Origin of the sequence: Streptomyces sp. NBC_01257 (genome assembly GCF_035917255.1) — a bacterium.
In the GTDB taxonomy this organism is placed as follows: Bacteria; Actinomycetota; Actinomycetes; order Streptomycetales; family Streptomycetaceae; genus Streptomyces.
In genome coordinates this window covers 8,217,437-8,235,096 of record NZ_CP108472.1, presented here as the reverse complement: position 1 = coordinate 8,235,096, position 17,660 = coordinate 8,217,437, and the positions used below count along the sequence as shown (strand labels likewise).

Genomic DNA, 17,660 nt, shown 5'->3' with positions numbered 1-17,660 from the left:
CCCCAAACGCACCCCTTGATCACCGCCGCACCGGCCTTCGCCGGTGTGGCCATGCTCATCAACATGGCACCCGGTCCCGACACGCTGCTCGTTGTCCGGACGTCCGTGGCCCAGGGCAGGCCAGAAGGCCTGGCCGCCGCCCTGGGCATCGTCACCGGATGCGTCGGCTGGGGCATCGCGACGGCCGTCGGACTGACCGCGGTGCTGACCGCGTCGCACCTGGCGTACGACACGCTCCGCATCTGCGGCGCCGCCTACCTCGTCCATCTGGGGGCCACGGCCCTCTGGCGTTCCAGAAGGCCGGCCGGCCCCGAACCGTCCGAGCGGACCACCGGCCCGGCCGGCCGCATGGCGGCATTTCGCAGGGGAATGGGGACGAATCTCCTCAATCCCAAGGCGGGCGTGTTCTACATGAGCCTGATCCCGCAGTTCGTCCCGCATGGCGCGCAGATGTTCGGCACGACGCTGCTCTTCACCGCCATCGATGTGATCGAGCTGGCTGCCTGGTACTGGCTCCTCTCCGGTGCCGCCACGGCACTGGGCGAGCGCATCCGACGTCCGGCGTTCCGCCGCCGCCTCGAACAGGTCACCGGCGTCGCCTTCCTCGGCTTCGCCGCCTCCCTCCTGACCGACCGCGCACAGCCCATGGGGTGACGGATCAAGCTGCCGTGCGGGTACGCAACGCCATCCGGAACCAGTCCAGTTCGGGTGACAGCGGCTCCGGTGCGGGCCATCGGTTGATCACCGCGAGCAGGCGGAGATACCGCTCCCTGCGCGGGTCGTTCACCGTGTCGAGACGGGCTGCCAGCCGCCGCCGGAGAGCGGCGTCGTCCGGACGTCCGCAGAGTTGCGCGTATGCGGCCGTCACCGCGTCGACCACGGGTCCGGCCTGCGCGGACCCCGGGTCGACACCCGCGGCGCGGGCCGGGGCGGCGTGGCCGTGGATCACCGCTTCGGCATCACGGACGGGGAGCCCCGCGGCACGTCCCGCACGGCGGGCCACTTCCGTCCGGTCAGCCATGTGGTGCCCTGTCGTGCGCCGCATGCAGGCGCGGAAATCGGCGTCCTGGGACAGTTCGGCCAGTTCGATCCACGCCTCCGTCTCCTCCTCCGAGGGGTCATCGGGCAGTTGCGGCGTCATCGACCGCGCGACACCCGCCAGATGTGTCACCGCCCCGGCGTCGCTGAACACCTCGTCCAGGAACTCACGGATCAGTGCCTGTCGTTCGTCCTCGGAGAGCCTGGCCAGTCGGTGCATGCGATCCATCTCTTCAGGGGTCGATTCGCGTCTGGCGGCCGCCATGAGTACGGCGCGTCGCGCACTCAGCACCCGGATCTGCACCGCGAGCGCCTCCGCGTGCGCTGCCGCGAGGTCTGTCAGCGGGGTGTCCCTGTCCAGCGCCCCACGGATCGTGGACAGCCCGATGCCGAGCGAGCGCAGCGTCCGCACCAGATTCAGACGGGCCACGGCCTCGGGGCCGTAGCGTCGGTAACCGGCCGCGTTGCGGCCGGCGGGCGGCACGATCCCGCGGTCCGAGTAGGAGCGGACGGTTCTGACCGTGAGTCCGGTCCGCCGCGCAAGCTCACCGATCGAGAGATGTGTGTCGCCGTTCATGTGCCCCACTCTTCCGTCTCCCCCGGGGGGAGACTCAAGCGGGCGGCCCGGGCGGTCCGGTCGGTCCCCCACCGAATGTCAGTGGCTTCCCGGACCCCGACCGTTCATGCTCGTAGTCATGTCAGACACCACCCGCACCGGCACCCACACGAGCCCGTCCCCGGAGCCCGCTTCCGGGACCGCGGTCACCCGGCAGTACGGCTGGGCCAACATGTTCGTCCACCCCGACGACGAGCCGCGCGCCGACGGGAACTTCAGCGGCGAACGGGACACGCTCGCCGGCTTCCTGCGCGATCAGAGGCTCACCCTGGAGATGAAGTGCGCCGGCCTCGACGCGGCCGCTCTGGCGCGGCGGGCCTCGGAGCCGTCCACCCTGTCCCTCCTGGGCCTGGTGCGCCATCTGGCCGACGTGGAGCTGCACTGGTTCCGTCGCGTGATGGCCGGCCAGGACGTGGAGCGCGCCTACCGCACCGCCGCCGACCGTGACGCCGACTTCAACGGAGCGGTACCGGATGCGGAGGTCGTCGCGGAGGCGTGGGCCAGGTGGCGGGGCGAAGTCGCGTTCGCGGAGGAGTTCGTGGCCGGGGCGCCCGATCTCGGCGTCGTCGCCCTGGGGGGTGACGAACCCGTGGAACTGCGGGTCGTGCTGGTCCACATGCTCGAGGAGTACGCCCGGCACAACGGGCACGCCGACTTCCTGCGCGAGCGGATCGACGGACGCGTGGGCCAGTAGGGGGGACCGCCCGGCCAGGACCGGCCGGGCGGCGGTCGCCCGGTCGGGTGACCCGGGGTGCGGCGGGACCGCGGGTGTGGGTAAGTGGCAGCGGGTCCCGCTGTCCTCATCGGCGGCGGGCTGCCACCGTGCCGTACCGCCGAGCCAGCTCATGGAGCCGCCGCATGCCCGAGACCACCGAGGAGCGGGCCGCGGCGCAGCCCGTCGTCGCGCCGCTGACCAGTGCGGCCCTGATCCTGGTCGCCACGATCGAGCCAGGCGGTGAACCGGCCGTCCGTGAGGCGCTGCCGGACCTGGCGGCGTTCGCCCGCTCCATCGGGTTCCGCTTCCCGGATGCCGGACTGGTCTGTGTGACCGGGTTCGGCTCCGCCGCCTGGGACCGGCTGTTCTCCGGCCCGCGGCCGGCCTCGCTGCACCCGTTCCAGGAGTTGCGCGGGCCCCGGCATCACGCCCCCGCGACCCCGGGCGACCTGCTGTTCCACATCCGGGCCGAGCGGATGGACGTGTGCTGGGAGTGGGCGTCGCAGCTGCTGGACCGGCTGGGCGCCGCGGTGAAGGTCGTCGACGAGACGCACGGGTTCCGGTACCTCGACCACAGGGATCTGCTCGGGTTCGTCGACGGTACCGAGAACCCGGTGGGCGACGACGCCCGCTCGGCGGCCCTGGTGGGGGACGAGGACCCGGATTTCGCGGGCGGCAGCTATGTCGTCGTACAGAAGTACCTGCACGACCTCACCTCGTGGAACACCTTGTCGACCGAGGAGCAGGAGCGGGTGATCGGGCGGACCAAGCTCACGGACATCGAGCTCGCCGACGACATCAAGCCCGCCGACTCGCACGTCGCGCTGAACACCATCACCGATCCGGACGGCACGGAGCGCGACATCCTGCGTGCCAACATGCCGTTCGGGAACTTCGGGCAGGGCGAGTTCGGTACGTACTTCATCGGGTACGCCGCCGACCCCGACGTCACCGAACGGATGCTCCGCAACATGTTCCTCGGTGATCCTCCCGGCACCCACGACCGCATCCTCGACTTCTCGACCGCGGTCACCGGCACGCTCTTCCACGCCCCCGGCGCCGACTTCCTCGGCGCACCGCCCCCGTCGCCCGCCTCCGTCGCGGCCGCTCCCCGGCCGGAGCCGGCGTCCGCGCCGGTGGCCGGGGCCGTGGTCACGCCGGTGGCCCGGGACGGTTCGCTGCGCATCGGCAGCCTGCAAGAAAGCGTCCAGTGATGAACAACCTCCACCGCGAACTCGCCCCTGTCACCCAGGCCGCCTGGGACCAGATCGAAGAGGAGGCCCGGCGCACCTTCAGCCGTCATCTCGCCGGGCGCCGCGTCGTCGACGTCAGCGGTCCGGAGGGTCCGCAGCTGGCGGCGGTCGGCGACGGGCATCTGCGGGACATCGATCCGCCCACCCCCGACGTCCTCGCCCGGGCCCGTACGTCGATGCCGGTCATCGAGTGGCGGGTGCCGTTCAGCGTGACGCGGGCGGCCGTCGACGACGTCGAGCGCGGCTCGGACGACAGTGACTGGCAGCCCGTCAAGGACGCGGCCCGCACCTGTGCGTTCGCCGAGGACATGGCGATCATCGACGGCTACGCCGCGGCCGGGATCGCCGGGCTGCGGGACGGTTCCTCGCACACACCGCTGCCGTTGCCCGCCGATGCCCGCGACTATCCGGCGACGGTGAGCCAGGCGCTGACCCGGCTGCGGCTCGCCGGTGTCGACGGACCGTACCGGCTGCTGCTGGGAGCGGACGCGTTCACGGAGGCGACCGAGACGTCCGACCACGGATATCCCGTCTCCACGCATCTGGCCCGGCTGCTGGACGACCAGATCCTGTGGGCGCCCGCTGTCGCGGGCGGGGTGCTGCTGTCCACCCGGGGCGGCGACTTCGAGCTGTGCCTGGGCGAGGACCTGTCCATCGGATACCTGGACCACGACGCGACCGACATCCGGCTGTACTTCCACCAGTCGTTCACCTTCCGGATGCTGACCCCCGAGGCGGTCGTACCGATCATCGCCTGACCGGCGGCGGTTCCCCGGCCGTGCGCTCGTATGCTCGGCTGCCATGACGAGCAGTACGCCCCACTCGCCGGAGCCCGCGATCGCGCTGCGCGAGATCCTGGCCTTCGACGACAGCGGAACCTTGCGGGCCGTGCTGGTCCCGGCCGGCCCCGATGCCGGGGTACGGGGTGTGGCGGTCGGTGACGAGGGCGCCGCGCAGCCGCTCGACGGGTGTCTGGTGCTGGTCGTCGGTGCCCCGGCGGCGTCCGCCGGGGCCGCCGACGCGGTGCGCGAGGCCGCCCGGCACGGCGCGTCGGGGGTGGTGCTGCGCGACACGCCGGGGGTGGCCACGGCGCCGGAGGTGCTGGCCGCCGCCGAGGAGACGGGCATCGCCCTGCTGACGCGTGCCGAGTGGGCCACCTGGGCGGACACCGCCGCCCTGTTGCGATCGGCGCTGGCGTGCGCGCGGGCGGGCCTCGACGACGGGGCGCCGGGCATCGCGGCGAGCGGTGCGGAGAGCCTGACCGCGCTCGCCGACGCCGTCGCCGCGGACACCGGCGGCTCGATCACCATCGAGGACACCCGGTTCCGGGTGCTGGCCCACTCCGCCACCGGGCCGGAGGCGGACGGGCTGCGCCGGTCGACGATCCTGGGCGGCCGGGTTCCGCGGTGGCGGGTCGCCGAGCTGCGCCGGAGCGGGATGCTGCGGCTCCTGTGGACGTCCCGGGACGTGATCCACCGCGCCGCGGACGCCGACGGCCCCGAACGCCTGATCATCGCGGTCCGCAGCGGCCCCGAGGTGCTCGGCTCCATCTGGGCCGCCGCGGACGGGCGCGCCCTGTCCCCGCACGCATCGGGCGCGCTGCGCCGGGCGGCGGAGGTCGCCGCGCCTCTCCTGGTCCGGCACCGGCTGCGCGAGAGCGGGGCGGTGCGGCGCCGGGAGCTCGCGCTGCGCGGTCTGCTGGACGGGGACGGGGACGCCCGCACCCATGCCTGGTCGCTGGGGCTGTCACCCGACGCGGCCTGTGCGGTGGTGGTCGTCGACCGCCCCGCCGCGGCGCCGGCGGGCGACCGCACGCTCGATGTCCTCGCGCTGCACGCCGTGTCGTACCGGCCCTCGGTGCAGGTGCTGCGCGACGGTGACCGGCTGTTCGCGCTGCTGCCCGTCGGCGTGGGCCGGGAGCGGGACGCGCTGGGCCTGGCCAGGGAGCTCGCGACACTCGCCCCGTCGCTGCCCGGCGGCGTACCGGTGCTGGCGGGTGCCGGTCCGGTGGCGGCCACCGCGCTGCGGGTGCGGGCCTCGTGCGAGGAGGCCGCGCTGATCGTACGGGTACTGCGGGAACGGGCGGCTCGTGCGGACGGGGCCGGTCCCGACCGGTACGCGGACGCTGCGGCTGTCGGCCCTTCGCTGGATGTCGTGCGGGTACTGGACGCGGTCCGGCCGGTGTGGGAGGCGGGCGGCGGGCCGGTGCACGAGCTGGTGCGGGCCGATCTGGCGGCGGGCGGTGAGCTGGTCCGTACCCTGTCCGCCTACCTCGACGCGTCGGGCGACGTGGCCCGGGCGGCGGCCCGGCTCATGGTGCATCCCAACACGCTGCGGTACCGGCTGCGGCGCGTCCGGGAGCGGTTCGGGGTGGACCTGGACGACCCCGACACCCGGCTGCTGATCACGCTCGCCGTCCGCCTCACCGGATAGGTTGACCCTGCTCCGTGCGGTCCGTTGGCCGCCCGGACAAGGGCCTGCACCGATGTTGTCCTGCCGGACAGAGACCTGTGGGGCGACCATGTCCGACGCTGACTCCATGAGCCTTTCCCCGTTCCCTTGCGCCCCTCCCTCCTCCGTGCGTGTCGCGGCCGCGGTCCGCCACGCCGTCGCGACCGGTCTGCTCGGTGAGTCCGGCCCGGTCGCCGGGTTCGTGGACACGGACGGGGTACGCGACTCCGTCGCCGCACTCCACGAGGCGTTCGCGGGGGTGCCCGGGGTGCTCCACACGTTCGCCGCGAAGGCGGCGTCGCTCGTGCCCGTGCTGCGGCTCCTGGCGGAGTGCGGCATGGGCTGCGAGGTGGCGAGCCCGGGCGAGCTGCGGATCGCGCTCGACGCCGGGTTCGCGCCGTCCCGGATCGTCCTCGACTCCCCCGCCAAGACGCGTGAGGAGATCCGCCGGGCGCTGGCGCTCGGGGTGGCGCTCAACGCCGACAACCTCGACGAGGTGGACCGGATCGCCTCGCTGCGGCCCTCGAACGCGGCGTCCGTCGTCGGGCTCCGGGTCAACCCCCAGGTGGGCGGCGGGTCCATCGGTGCGATGAGCACGGCGACGGCCACCTCCAAGTTCGGCGTGGCGCTGCGCGATCCCGGCGCGCGCGAGCGGGTCGTCGAGGCGTTCGCGGCGCACCCGTGGCTGACCCGGCTGCACGCCCACGTCGGTTCCCAGGGCTGCTCCCTGGAGCTGATCGCGGCGGGCATCGGCGAGACGTACCGGCTGGCCGAGGAGATCAACACCCTGCTCGGCCGCCGGCAGATCACCGGACTCGACATCGGCGGCGGCCTCCCGGTCAACTTCGCCGACGACGAGGTCCGGCCCACCTTCGCCGCCTATGCGGCGGCCCTGCGCGCGGCGGTGCCGGGGCTGTTCGACGGGCGGTACGAACTCGTCACCGAGTTCGGCAGGTCACTGCTGGCCAAGAACGGTTTCATCGGCGCGCTGGTGGAGTACACGAAGGACGCCGGGGGCCGCCGGATCGCGCTCACGCACGCGGGTGCCCAGACCGCCACCCGTACCGTCTTCATGCCGGACGCCTGGCCGCTGCGGGTCGGCGCGTTCGACTCCGACGGGCTCCCGAAGGCCGGACCGTCGCTCGTGCAGGACATCGCGGGCCCGTGCTGCTTCGCCGGTGACGTCGTCGCGCACGCCAGGGAGCTGCCCGAACTGCGGGAGGGCGACTACGTGGTGCTGTACGACACCGGCGCGTACTACTTCTCCACGCCATGGGCCTACAACAGTCTGCCGCGGCCCGCGGTGTACGGATTCCGCACGGAGGCGGGGCCGGACGGGCCCTCGGTCCGTTTCGCCGCGGTGCGCGACGCCCAGTCGCTGGACTCGATCTCGGCGGAGAGCGGTCTGGCCCACGCGGACGCGCTGCTCCACTTTCCTTCCTGAGCCGTACGGGAGACGACCGCCACCGGCCCGCCGCGCGGTCGGGAAACGGTCACGTCCACGCCCTCCCAATTTAGTAGCCATGTACATAGTAGCCATGTACTGTATCGGTCATGAGCAACGCACCTGAGGGTCCGACCCCCGGCTTCCTGGTCTGGCGCCTGTCGATGAAGTGGCGGGTGGCCATGGACCGGGCACTGGGGCCGCTCGGGCTGACGCACGCGCAGTACTCCGTGCTGGGGTCGCTGCTGGGAATGCAGCGGTCGGGGCTGCGGCCCAGCCAGCGCGCCCTGGCCGACCACACCGGGCTCGAAGCGCTCTACGTCTCGAAGCTGGCGCGCAGCCTGGAGGCGGCCGGCCTCGTCGAGCGGGCCACCGACCCCGCGGACACCCGCGCCGTCCGGCTCTCCCTGACCGACGAGGGCCTCGCGGTCGCCGGCCGCGCGGTCGACGTGGTGCGCGAACTCGTCGACGGGCTGCTCACACCCCTGGGCGGCCTGGACGGCCCGGGCACCGAGGCCTTCGCCCAGACACTCACGGCGCTGCTCGATGTGCCGGTTCCCGCAGTCTCCGCTTCGTCCACCGAGGAGTCATCATGAGCACCGCACCGACCGTCAACGGACAGATCATCGGCCAGGCCCACTACGCCACGCGCGCCGTCCTGGAACGGCTGCTGGCGGAGACCGGCGCCACCTTCCACCAGTCCGTCGCGCTCAACGCGGCGGCGGACAGCGACGGGGGCATCGAGCGCGACCGGCTGGTCGAGCGGATGACCTCCACCCTGAAGACCGACCCCACGACCGTCGGAGCGGCCCTGTCCGAACTGGTCGCGCAGGGACTGCTGGAGCAGCGGCCGGCCGATGGGGCGCGGCTGGTCCTGACGGCCGCGGGCAAGGAGGCGCACGGCGCGCAGCGGGCCGGGATCGCCGGGATCACCGCCCGGCTGTACGCGGACCTGCCGGCCGAGGACCTGGTGACGGCCGGCCGGGTGCTGACCGAGGTCACGGCGCGCGCCAACGCCGTGCTGGCCGAGGGCTGAGCCCTTCGGCGGCCGGCAGCGGTGCGGTCAGCCGACCGGTGAGGGTTCCGGCTCGGGCGGCGGCACCGGCTCGGGGTTCGGCGCGGGCGGCTGCGGGATCGGGTCGGGCGCCGGACCGGGCGGCGTGGGCCCCGGCGGCGTCGGTCCCGGGCCGGGCGGAACCGGTGTCGGCTCCGGCAGCGGCTGGGGCGGCCCCGGGATCGGACCGGGGGTGGGCGCCGGCGGGACGGGGTCGGGGTACGGATGGGTCATCTGGGGCCTCCGATCGGGCGGGGTGGATCTCTTCCACCGTCTCCCGGAGCGGCTGCCCGCGCCCGGCGAGTCCATACGTTCGGGCTGCGGATGCTCCGACCGGCTCAGCGTGCGGCCGCGGCCCTCGCGGCGTCCAGACCCGGCCGCGGGCTGGACAGGACGGGGATCCGGGTGGTCGTACGGGCTGCCGCGCCCGCCATGGAGACCTGGGCCAGCACGATGACGTCGGCGTCCGTCACGGCGTCGGCGGCGGCCGCGATCCGCTCCAGGTAGCCGTCGTGGTCCCCGGCCTCGAAGCGCTCCCACGCCCCGTCGACCAGGACGGTGCGCACGTCCACGTCCCGCTCCCCCGCCCGCTCGGCCTCCTGGACGAGCAGGGCGCGGGTCGGCTGAAGGGTGGCGTGGTGGGCCGCCAGGACCGTGACCCGTCCGGCACGGACCGCCGCGGCCGCCATCGGCCGGTCGACGCGCAGGACCGGGACGCCGAGCCGGACACCGACGGACTCGGCGACCCCGCCGAGCGTCGAACAGGTGCAGAGCACGGCCGCGGCCCCCTCGGCGACGGCGTCGGCGACCAGCGCCTCGACGTCGGCCGCCACCGTTTCCGGCCCGGACTCCCCCGCCCGGTCGAGGAGGTCCTTGTGCACGAGGTGGCGCAGGACGAGCCCCGGGTGGTGGGCGTCGCGCAAAGCGTCGAACACGGGGACGTGGGCCGGGGAGGTGTGCAGGAGTGCGAGGCTCATCCGCCTCACGCTACCGGCACCCCCGCTCCCGTCCGCCGGGGGCGGCGCCTCAATAGAGCTCGGGGTGGGAGGCGAGCTGCTCCTTCGCCCGCTCGACCAGTTCCGCCGGGGCCTCGGGTGCCTCGTCGGGGTGGCGCGACGCCCACTTCGCGGCGTACGGGCAGAGCGGGACGACGGGCACGCCGTCCCGGGCCGCGAGGGCGTAGAACTCCCTGACCAGGGCGCCGCCGATGCCCTTGCCCTCGTGTCCCGGCTCGACGACGGTGTGCACGGCGACGAGCGCGGCGGGCGTCCCGTCCATCACGAAGTAGTCGATGACGCCGGCCGCTTCGCCGTCCACGGACGCGAGCAGCCTGCCCGCCGCCCGGTCGTCACGGATATCGGGCCCGGTCTGTCCGCTCTGCTCTGCCACGGCGGTCGCTCCCTCGCTGAGTGGGGCGCGTCAGCGCGCCGCGGGTACGGCGTGCGGACTGCGCTCGGTGTCGGTCCCCGGCACGGGCGCGGAGGCGTCGGCACCGAGCTCGACGATCCGGTTGCCCGCGTCGACATGGACGATACGCGGAACCAGCCCGCGCGCCTCGGCGTCGTCGACCTGCGCGTAGCTGATCAGGATGACCAGGTCCCCGGGGTGCACGAGGTGGGCGGCGGCGCCGTTGATCCCGATGACGCCGGAGCCGCGCTCGCCCTCGATGACGTACGTCTCCAGGCGGGCGCCGTTGTCGATGTCGACGATGTGGACGAGCTCGCCGGGCAGCAGGTCGGCGGCCTCCATCAGCGCGGCGTCGACCGTGACGGACCCGACGTAGTGCAGGTCGGCCTGGGTCACGGTGGCACGGTGGATCTTGGACTTGAACATGGTGCGCAACATCGAGGTACTCCCGTAAGCAGGCTCCCTGCCTGCATTCTTGCAGGTCAAGTGCATTTTCCTTACCTTACAACGAGTCGCATGTCCGGTCAGCTTTCGCTGGGTTTCCGAGGACTGATGCTGACCAATCGCTGACTCTTCCGACGCGCAGTCAGGCTTTGCTGGAGAGCTTCGCCATCCCTCCTGGACTTCACCGCGACGACTGCACAAGCCTACGCAGCAGCATCCGAAGGGTGTCCGTGATCACCGTCACTCCGGCGGTCCGGGCCGAGGCAGGAGCGAGGGTGGTCACAGGGGATCCGGACTGCGACCACCTTGGGTCAGCCGACCCAAGCCCCTCGCCCCCTCCAGGAGGAGCCACCAATGGTTCAACAGGAATCCGAGGGGCCGAAGCCGCACGGCAACATAGCCGCGGATCGTCGTGTTGGCTGAACTACCGCTGAAGTATTCGCAGTTCAGGGCGAGTAGTGCCAGATTCCCGGCCATGCGTGATGCAGGCGGTATTGCCTTGGATCTGGTGGACTTCGTGCTGCCAGAGGCTGGGGAGGCCGAGTCACCACCACAGCCGCTGATGCTTCGCATGTGTGCAGGTGCCGAATCGTCCCCCGGTCGCCATGATCGGTCCTGAGGGCGCACATGCGTGACCGTTCAGGAGAGGCAGGAGGCCGTGCCGTGTGCCCTGACCATCCCCGGTAACCGCCGGATCCCGCAGACGGCCACGGAGCCGTCCGAATCGGCCAGGAGGGCCGCCATGTCCGAGAAGCCAGGCCCCGTCCCGCGGCCGACGGTGCACGCCGTTCCCGAGGAGGGGCGGGCGGTGGGCGGGAAGGCGGCCCGTCACCGCCTTCCGCTGGCACGTCACATGACCCACGAGGGGGCGAAGGACCTGCCGAGCCCCTCGGCCGGTCCAGCGGTCCGGTACGCGCGCCGGATCCCGGAGCGCGTACCGGTCGGCCGAGGCCGAACGGGTGAGTCCTTGCTGCGGGCGCGGACCGTGAAGGCGGCGGCGTGACCGCCCCCAGGCGTCCGGCCGAGGCCGAAAGCAAGGACCCGGCAGCCGCCGCGGACCCGCTCACGGTCGTCCGCAGCCGCGGGTACGTGGTGCTGCTCCTGATCGCCGCGGTGCTGGGCGTCCCGATCTCGGCGGCGGCCTTCGGCTTTCTCGCACTGGTCAACAAGCTCCAGACACTGACCTACACGGACCTGCCCAAGGCTCTGGGCTTCCACGACACGCCGAGCTGGTGGCCGGTGCCGCTGCTCGCCGTGGCCGGGCTCCTCGTCGGCCCGATCATCCGGTATCTCCCCGGCGGCGGCGGCCACGAACCGGCCCACGGATTCGTTGCGTCCGGTCCCACCCCGACGGTCAATGTGCCCGGCGTGGCGCTTGCCGCGGTGGCCTCCCTGGGCCTCGGAGCGGTCATCGGGCCGGAGGCCCCGCTCATCGCCCTGGGCAGCGGGCTGGCCGTGGCCGCCCTTCGGCTGGTGCGGAAACCGTTCCCGAAGCAGGCGACCGCTCTCGTGGGAGCGTCCGGGAGCTTCGCCGCGATCAGCACCCTGCTCGGCTCGCCGCTGCTCGGAGCGTTCCTGCTCATGGAGATGACCGGCGTGGCGGGGCTGATGCTCGGTGTGGTCCTGGTACCGGGACTGCTCGCCTCCGGCATCGGCGCGCTCATCTTCACGGGCCTGGGCTCCTGGACGGGGTTGGGCACCTACTCCCTGACCCTGCCGGACGTCCCGCACGCCTCCGCACCGGATGCTGCCGGGTTCGGCTGGGCTCTGCTGATCGGGGTGGCAGCCGCTCTGCTCGGCGTCGGGATCCGGTGGCTCGCCCTCCTCCTGCTGGGACTCGTCGCCCCGCGCCGGCTGCCGGCCACCGTGCTCGCCGGCGTCGTGGTCGGTCTGATCGCCTTCGGCTACGCCGAGTGGACCGGCCACGCGGCATCGGGAGTCCTGTACTCGGGGCAGAGCGCACTCGGCCCCCTCCTCGCCACGAGCGCGCAGTATTCGGCAGGCACCCTCGTGGTGCTCACCGTGTGCAAGGCGGTGGCGTATTGCGTGTCCATGTCTGCCTTCCGAGGCGGCCCGGTGTTCCCCGCCATGTTCGTCGGCGCCGCCGGTGGCATCGCGCTCTCCCATCTGCCCGGGCTCGGTGTGACCGCTGGGATCGCGATGGGGGTGGGTGCGATGACCGCCGCGATGCTCAAGTTCCCCATGGTCTCCGTGTTGCTGGCCACCCTGCTCCTGGGCAAGGACGGGCTCACTGTCATGCCGCTGGTGATCGTGGCGGTCGTGGTCTCCTACGTCCTCACACTCAGGCTGACCCCACAACCGGCAGCCGCGCCCGCCACCGGGCAGGAGGCATCCCCATCGCCGGGCGGGTGAGCTGCCAGGGGCGATGAGTGGGGCTTACGGCCCGATGACAGCCTCTCCGCTAGCGGCCTTCCTGTGTCCCGCCCGTTCACGCCCGGTCGAGTTTCGCGTCCAGGGTGATCGCCGCGTCGATCAGGGCCAAGTGCGTGAAGGCCTGCGGGAAGTTGCCCAGCTGCCGCCCCGTCAGGCCGATCTCCTCGGAGTACAGGCCCAGGTGGTTGGCGTAGGTGAGCATCTTCTCCAGTACCAGCCGGGCCTGATCGACGCGTCCGGCCCGTGCCAGGGCGTCGACGTACATGAACGTACACAGCGAGAAGGTGCCCTCGGAACCCCGCAACCCGTCGGGTGACGCCTCGGGGTCGTAGCGGTAGACCAGGCTGTCGCTGACCAGCTCGTGCTCCATCGCGTCCAGGGTGGACTTCCACATCGGGTCATCGGGCGTGATGAAGCCGACCGTCGGCATCCGCAGCAGCGACGAGTCGAGCACGTCGTCGCCGTAATGCTGCACGAAGGCCTGCCTCTTCGGGTCCCAGCCCCGGCTGAGCACCTGCGCGTAGATCTTGTCCCGCGCGTCCACCCAGCGGCCGCGGGCGGCGGGGCGGCCGTCGTCGTAGGCGATCCGAATGGCGCGGTCGAAGGCGACCCAGGACATCACTCGGCCGTAGGTGAAGTCCTTGCGGCCGCCACGGGTCTCCCAGAGCCCTTCTCCTGGCTGGTCCCAGTGGTCGACCAGCCAGTCGAGAAGCGTGTGCAGCGCGGTCCAGCCCCGGTGGTCGAGGTGCATGCCGTGCTGGTGCGCGAAGTAGATGCTGTCGAGCGCCTCACCGTAGATGTCCAGTTGCCGCTGGGTCGCCGCTCCGTTGCCGATGCGGACCGGGGCGGAGCCGCAGTACCCCTCCCAGTGCTCCAGGGTCTCCTCGACCATGTCGGACGAGCCGTCGACGCGGTACATGATGTTCAGCGGCCCGGCCCCGTCCCCTTGGCCGGCCTCTTCCTTCACGCGATCGTGCAACCAGCTGTTGAACGCCGCCGCCTCTTCCTTGAAACCCATGCCCAGCAGGGCGTACACCGAGAAGGACGCGTCACGGATCCAGGTGAACCGGTAGTCCCAGTTACGCTCTCCCCCCAGCTGCTCCGGCAGAGCCGTGGTCGGGGCGGCGACCAGGGCGCCGGTCGGCGCGTAGGTCATGAGCTTCAGGGTCACGGCTGAACGCTCGACTGCTTCCCGCCAACGGCCTGTGTAGGTCGACTGGCTGAGCCACGAGCGCCAGAACTGGACCGTCCCGTCGAAAAGCTGCTCGAACTCCGCGCCGCCGACTTCGTGCGGCGGCCCGCCGGGGGCCGACTCCATGACCAGGCCACGCTGTTGTCCCGCTTGCAGGTCCAGACTGAAGCGCAGGTCGTTGTCGCCCGAGAGGATGTTCAGCAGCCGCTCGTCCTGCGGCTCACGGACGACATGGACGGCGAGGTTCAGGTCCTGCGAGGTGAACAGGGCCCCGTGCTCCGTGATGTGCAACTCGTGCGGCTGGCGGCCGTAGTCGAAGCGGGGGGCGATCTCCCCCTCGAAGGTCATGCTGCCCCGGACACAGCGCAGCATCCGCACCAGCCGGTGCCGGTCGGTCGCCGTCGTGCCGGTCACCGGCATGAAGTCGACCACCTCACCTGCTCCGGCCTCGGTCATGAACCGCGTCACCAGCACGGCGGTGTCCGGGTGGTAGAGCTGTTTGGTGGTGAAGGTGTCCGCGGCCGGCCTGACGGTGAAGTGTCCGCCCCGCTGTCGGTCGAGGAGAGCACCGAAGACGCTGGGGGAATCGAAGCGCGGACAGCAGAACCAGTCGATCGTCGCATCGGTGGAGACGAGAGCCGCGGTCTGCAGATCACCGATCAGACCATGGTTCTCGATCAGGGGGTATTCATCCATCTTGACTCCCCTTTCGACCCCGATTAAAAAGCCTAGGCCAATGAAGACGTCGCGTCCTGCCGTAGAAGTAACTCCCGGTAGCACTACGGACCCCATGCGCTACCACCTCTGCTCTCGACCCCTGCCGCCCTTGCGCTCCTATTCCTGGTGAATTTCTCCAAATGGCTTTGATGTGCGGCCACGTGCGCGATCATGACCCCGCCGCGCACGTCGGCGTGTCCCTGCCGGAGGCAAGCGCCCGAACTGTTTGAATCGCCGCATGACTATGCGCGACGACGCGGCCCTCTTCGGCAATCGGTTTCTGACCGCACCCGCCCCCTCGGACACCTTCCCCGAGAACGGCATGGCCGCGACGGATGCGATGAGGCTCGTCGATGTGGATCTCGCCATGGAGGGCGACCCACAACGCAACCTCGCCACTTTTGTCACCACCTGGATGGAACCGGAGGCTCAGCGGCTCATCGCCGAGAACCTCCACCGCAATTTTATCGACCACGCCGAATACCCCATTTCCGCCGAGATCGAGCAGCGTTGCGTACGCATGCTCGCCGACCTCTTCCACGCACCCGGCAAGACGACCGGATGCCGGACCCAGGGCTCCTCGGAAGCGATCATGCTCGGGGCGCTGTCGCTGAAGTGGAAGTGGCGCGAGCGCCGCGAGGCGGCCAGTCTCCCGGCCGACCGCCCCAACCTGGTCTTCGGCGGGGACGTCCACGTCGTGTGGGAGAAGTTCTGCCGCTACTTCGATGTCGAGCCGCGGATCATGCCGCTCGCCGAGGGCAAGTACACGATCGGCCCGGAGGATGTGGAGCCCCTCGTCGACGAGAACACGATCGGCGTCGTCGCCGTCCTCGGCACCACTTTCACCGGTCACAAGGACGATGTCGTCGGGATCGACAAACTCCTGCGCGAGATCCGCAAGGAGCGGGACCTCGATATCCCGATCCACGTGGACGGCGCCAGCGGCGCGTTCGTGTGGCCCTTCCTGTACCCGGAATCGAAATGGGACTTCCAGCTCGAGCAGGTCCGTTCGATCAATGTCTCGGGACACAAGTACGGCCTGGTGTATCCCGGAATCGGTTGGTTGATCTTCCGCGAGGAGGCCGACCTGGCCGAGAAGCTGGTGTTCTACGAGAACTACCTGGGCAAGACGGACTCGACGTTCACCCTGAACTTCTCCACCGGCTCGGCGATGGTGCTCGCGCAGTATTACAACTTCGTGCGGCTCGGCCGCCAGGGCTACACCTATGTCATGAAGTTGATGCAGGAGAACGCCCACGCATTGGCGGACAACCTGCGCGACAGCGGCCGCTTCGAGGTGATCGGCAGTGACCTTGAGCAGTTGCCTCTGGTTGCTTTCCGCCTCTCCGGCAAGCATTCCTACGACGAGTCGGACGTCGCCTGGCAACTCGCGGCCGAGCGCGGCTGGATGGTGCCGGCGTACACACTCCCGCCAAACGCGGAGCGGGTGAAGATCATGCGCGCTCTGGTCAAGGAGACCCTGAGCCGCGAGCAGATCGATCGCCTGGGCCAGGACATCGCCGACGCGTGCCGCACTCTGGACGACAAGGGCGCGACCCACCGGATCGAGCGTGACCAGGTCAAGCGCGGTACCGGCTACTGACCCCTGCGGCAGAGCGGTTCGGGCCGTCGCGGTTGGCGAGTCCTTGCCATGGCGTGGACTTGTCGTCGCCAGGCCTTCACCTCAGGTGTTCGCGGCCGATAGACCCATGGCATGTTCTCCCTCTCTCAGTCTTCCGCCTCCCGGCGCAGACGCTGGCAGTTGATCTCGACCGCCACCGTGGTGCCGCTGCTGGCGTCCGGACTCGCAGTCCTGCAAGGGCCCGCACAGGCCGCTCCGAGCAAGCCCACCGTTCCCGCCAGACCCTCGGCGACCCACAAGGTCACCCTGGTCACCGGCGACGTCGTCACCGTCACGAGCCGAAGTCCCGTTCGGCCGTCGAGCCGTCGGCCCCCCGCGGCAGCAAACTGACCCGCAGGCTGAAGGGCATCCGCGGTGCCGCGCTCGTCCCGGTCGCCACCGTGCACCGCTACGCGGGCAGGACCCTCATCTCGATGACCGAGGCCGGCGTCCTGAAGCTGACCGCGAAGCAGACCGAGTACACGCCGTTCGTCTACGACCCGACCCGACCCGACCCGGGACTATCCCGGCCAGGTGCCGAACCGGGCCCTTGTGTACAAGCCGTCCAAGCAGGACCTCGCCCGGATCGGCTACTACTTGGCCACGGACGGCAAGTTGACAGAGGGTTACCCGTCCGACATGTCCCTCAGCCCCTCGTTCAACCTCCCGAGGCCGAGTGGCACCAGGGCACCCGCACCGAATGGGTGACCCCCGGCCAGGTCTGGAGGGAGTTCCACACCCAGGGCGTCGACGGCGCCCTTCCGTGGTCGATGGTGTCGGGCGACAACAGGTACGCCAAGGGCAGCACCACCCGTCTGGACTGGTTCGCTCCGGCGGCCCGGCCCGGCCAGCGCGAGTCCTTCGGTGTGTACAACTCCCGGTGGCAGAGCTGTATGACCTGGAACGTGTAGGCGTGGGCCTCCGCCAGCGCCAACATGCGGCTGGACGGCTACCTGCCGCGAGGCCTGCTGGACGCGCTGTTCGAGACCGTGTGGCGCACCGCGCACCCGCTCGAACTGTCGGGCACCGGCGCGGAATCCGAACCCACCGTCGAGCTCGGCGCGGAAGGCCCGACCGACCTCGACCGGAAGATTCTCGCCCTGCTGCTGGCTGGTCTCACCGACCCCACGGCCGCGACGCAGCTCGGACTCTCACCGCGCACGCTGCACCGGCGCCTGCGCCGCCTGATGGACATCGCCGGAGTCCGGACGCGGATGCAGCTCGGCGGTCACGCCGTCCGGCACGGCTGGGTGAAGCCCCACTGAGTGGGTGCTCGGTCCCGGACGGTGGCCGGGACCGAGCGGTCCGGCGCTC

18 protein-coding genes are annotated in these 17,660 nt (G+C 71.3%); 13 read left to right on the top strand and 5 right to left on the bottom strand.

Features of this window, described 5'->3' with window-relative positions; translation table 11 throughout:
- Nucleotides 1–15: 15 nt before the first annotated feature.
- Entirely contained in the window at nt 16–654 is a 639-nt protein-coding gene (locus OG408_RS35865) for a LysE family translocator (protein WP_285569589.1), read from the top strand.
- A gap of 4 nt (nt 655–658) precedes the next feature.
- Here OG408_RS35865 and OG408_RS35860 read toward each other — a convergent pair whose 3' ends face one another.
- On the bottom strand, nt 659–1,615 hold the full coding sequence (locus OG408_RS35860; RefSeq protein WP_285569587.1) for a MerR family transcriptional regulator: 957 nt from the start codon (nt 1,613–1,615) through the stop codon (nt 659–661).
- Nucleotides 1,616–1,826: 211 nt separating this feature from the next.
- Here OG408_RS35860 and OG408_RS35855 point away from each other — a divergent pair, with 211 nt between their 5' ends.
- The 7 genes from OG408_RS35855 (at nt 1,827) to OG408_RS35825 (ending at nt 8,553) form a co-directional block, all read left to right on the top strand.
- Nucleotides 1,827–2,348, top strand: a complete 522-nt coding sequence (locus tag OG408_RS35855; protein WP_326674642.1) for a DinB family protein — start codon at nt 1,827–1,829, stop codon at nt 2,346–2,348.
- A 164-nt stretch (nt 2,349–2,512) separates the two neighbouring features.
- Nucleotides 2,513–3,583 (top strand): Dyp-type peroxidase, encoded by a 1,071-nt coding sequence (locus OG408_RS35850; protein ID WP_326673735.1) that lies wholly within the window; start codon nt 2,513–2,515, stop codon nt 3,581–3,583.
- The gene (locus tag OG408_RS35845; RefSeq protein WP_266785863.1) at nt 3,583–4,380 is read left to right on the top strand and encodes a family 1 encapsulin nanocompartment shell protein; all 798 of its coding nucleotides are present in this window, start codon (nt 3,583–3,585) and stop codon (nt 4,378–4,380) included. The genes OG408_RS35850 and OG408_RS35845 overlap by 1 nt, the downstream gene beginning before the upstream one ends.
- Nucleotides 4,381–4,423: 43 nt before the next feature.
- The gene (locus tag OG408_RS35840) at nt 4,424–6,055 is read left to right on the top strand and encodes a PucR family transcriptional regulator (RefSeq protein WP_326673734.1); all 1,632 of its coding nucleotides are present in this window, start codon (nt 4,424–4,426) and stop codon (nt 6,053–6,055) included.
- Between the two features lie 106 nt (nt 6,056–6,161).
- Entirely contained in the window at nt 6,162–7,517 is a 1,356-nt protein-coding gene (locus tag OG408_RS35835; protein WP_326673733.1) for a diaminopimelate decarboxylase, read from the top strand.
- Between the two features lie 110 nt (nt 7,518–7,627).
- A complete protein-coding gene (locus OG408_RS35830; RefSeq protein ID WP_326673732.1) occupies nt 7,628–8,113 on the top strand; it encodes a MarR family winged helix-turn-helix transcriptional regulator in 486 nt (161 codons plus the stop codon).
- The gene (locus OG408_RS35825) at nt 8,110–8,553 is read left to right on the top strand and encodes a MarR family winged helix-turn-helix transcriptional regulator (RefSeq protein WP_285569571.1); all 444 of its coding nucleotides are present in this window, start codon (nt 8,110–8,112) and stop codon (nt 8,551–8,553) included. Before OG408_RS35830 ends, OG408_RS35825 begins: the two co-directional genes overlap by 4 nt.
- Before the next feature lie 356 nt (nt 8,554–8,909).
- Here OG408_RS35825 and OG408_RS35820 read toward each other — a convergent pair whose 3' ends face one another.
- Genes OG408_RS35820 through panD form a run of 3 tightly spaced genes read right to left on the bottom strand, consistent with a single transcriptional unit; the run spans nt 8,910 to nt 10,416 of the window.
- Complete coding sequence (locus OG408_RS35820) at nt 8,910–9,548, bottom strand: arylsulfatase (protein ID WP_326673731.1); 639 nt, start codon at nt 9,546–9,548, stop codon at nt 8,910–8,912.
- A 49-nt stretch (nt 9,549–9,597) separates the two neighbouring features.
- On the bottom strand, nt 9,598–9,960 hold the full coding sequence (locus tag OG408_RS35815; protein ID WP_266785851.1) for a GNAT family N-acetyltransferase: 363 nt from the start codon (nt 9,958–9,960) through the stop codon (nt 9,598–9,600).
- 30 nt (nt 9,961–9,990) lie between these two features.
- Entirely contained in the window at nt 9,991–10,416 is a 426-nt protein-coding gene (gene panD / locus OG408_RS35810; RefSeq protein ID WP_266785849.1) for an aspartate 1-decarboxylase, read from the bottom strand.
- 748 nt (nt 10,417–11,164) lie between these two features.
- Here panD and OG408_RS35805 point away from each other — a divergent pair.
- Entirely contained in the window at nt 11,165–11,425 is a 261-nt protein-coding gene (locus OG408_RS35805) for a hypothetical protein (protein ID WP_285569564.1), read from the top strand.
- Nucleotides 11,422–12,795, top strand: coding sequence for a chloride channel protein (locus OG408_RS35800; protein ID WP_326673730.1), 1,374 nt, complete (start codon nt 11,422–11,424; stop codon nt 12,793–12,795). Before OG408_RS35805 ends, OG408_RS35800 begins: the two co-directional genes overlap by 4 nt.
- A 76-nt stretch (nt 12,796–12,871) precedes the next feature.
- Here the strand turns inward: OG408_RS35800 and OG408_RS35795 are convergent, their stop codons facing one another.
- Entirely contained in the window at nt 12,872–14,704 is a 1,833-nt protein-coding gene (locus OG408_RS35795; RefSeq protein ID WP_326673729.1) for a glycoside hydrolase family 15 protein, read from the bottom strand.
- Between the two features lie 259 nt (nt 14,705–14,963).
- Between OG408_RS35795 and OG408_RS35790 the strand changes: the two genes are divergently transcribed.
- From OG408_RS35790 to OG408_RS35780, 3 genes are all read left to right on the top strand, one after another.
- Entirely contained in the window at nt 14,964–16,328 is a 1,365-nt protein-coding gene (locus OG408_RS35790; RefSeq protein WP_285569555.1) for a glutamate decarboxylase, read from the top strand.
- A gap of 722 nt (nt 16,329–17,050) precedes the next feature.
- The gene (locus OG408_RS35785; RefSeq protein ID WP_285569552.1) at nt 17,051–17,257 is read left to right on the top strand and encodes a hypothetical protein; all 207 of its coding nucleotides are present in this window, start codon (nt 17,051–17,053) and stop codon (nt 17,255–17,257) included.
- Nucleotides 17,258–17,281: 24 nt separating this feature from the next.
- On the top strand, nt 17,282–17,611 hold the full coding sequence (locus tag OG408_RS35780) for a helix-turn-helix domain-containing protein (protein WP_326673728.1): 330 nt from the start codon (nt 17,282–17,284) through the stop codon (nt 17,609–17,611).
- The last annotated feature ends 49 nt before the right edge of the window (nt 17,612–17,660 follow it).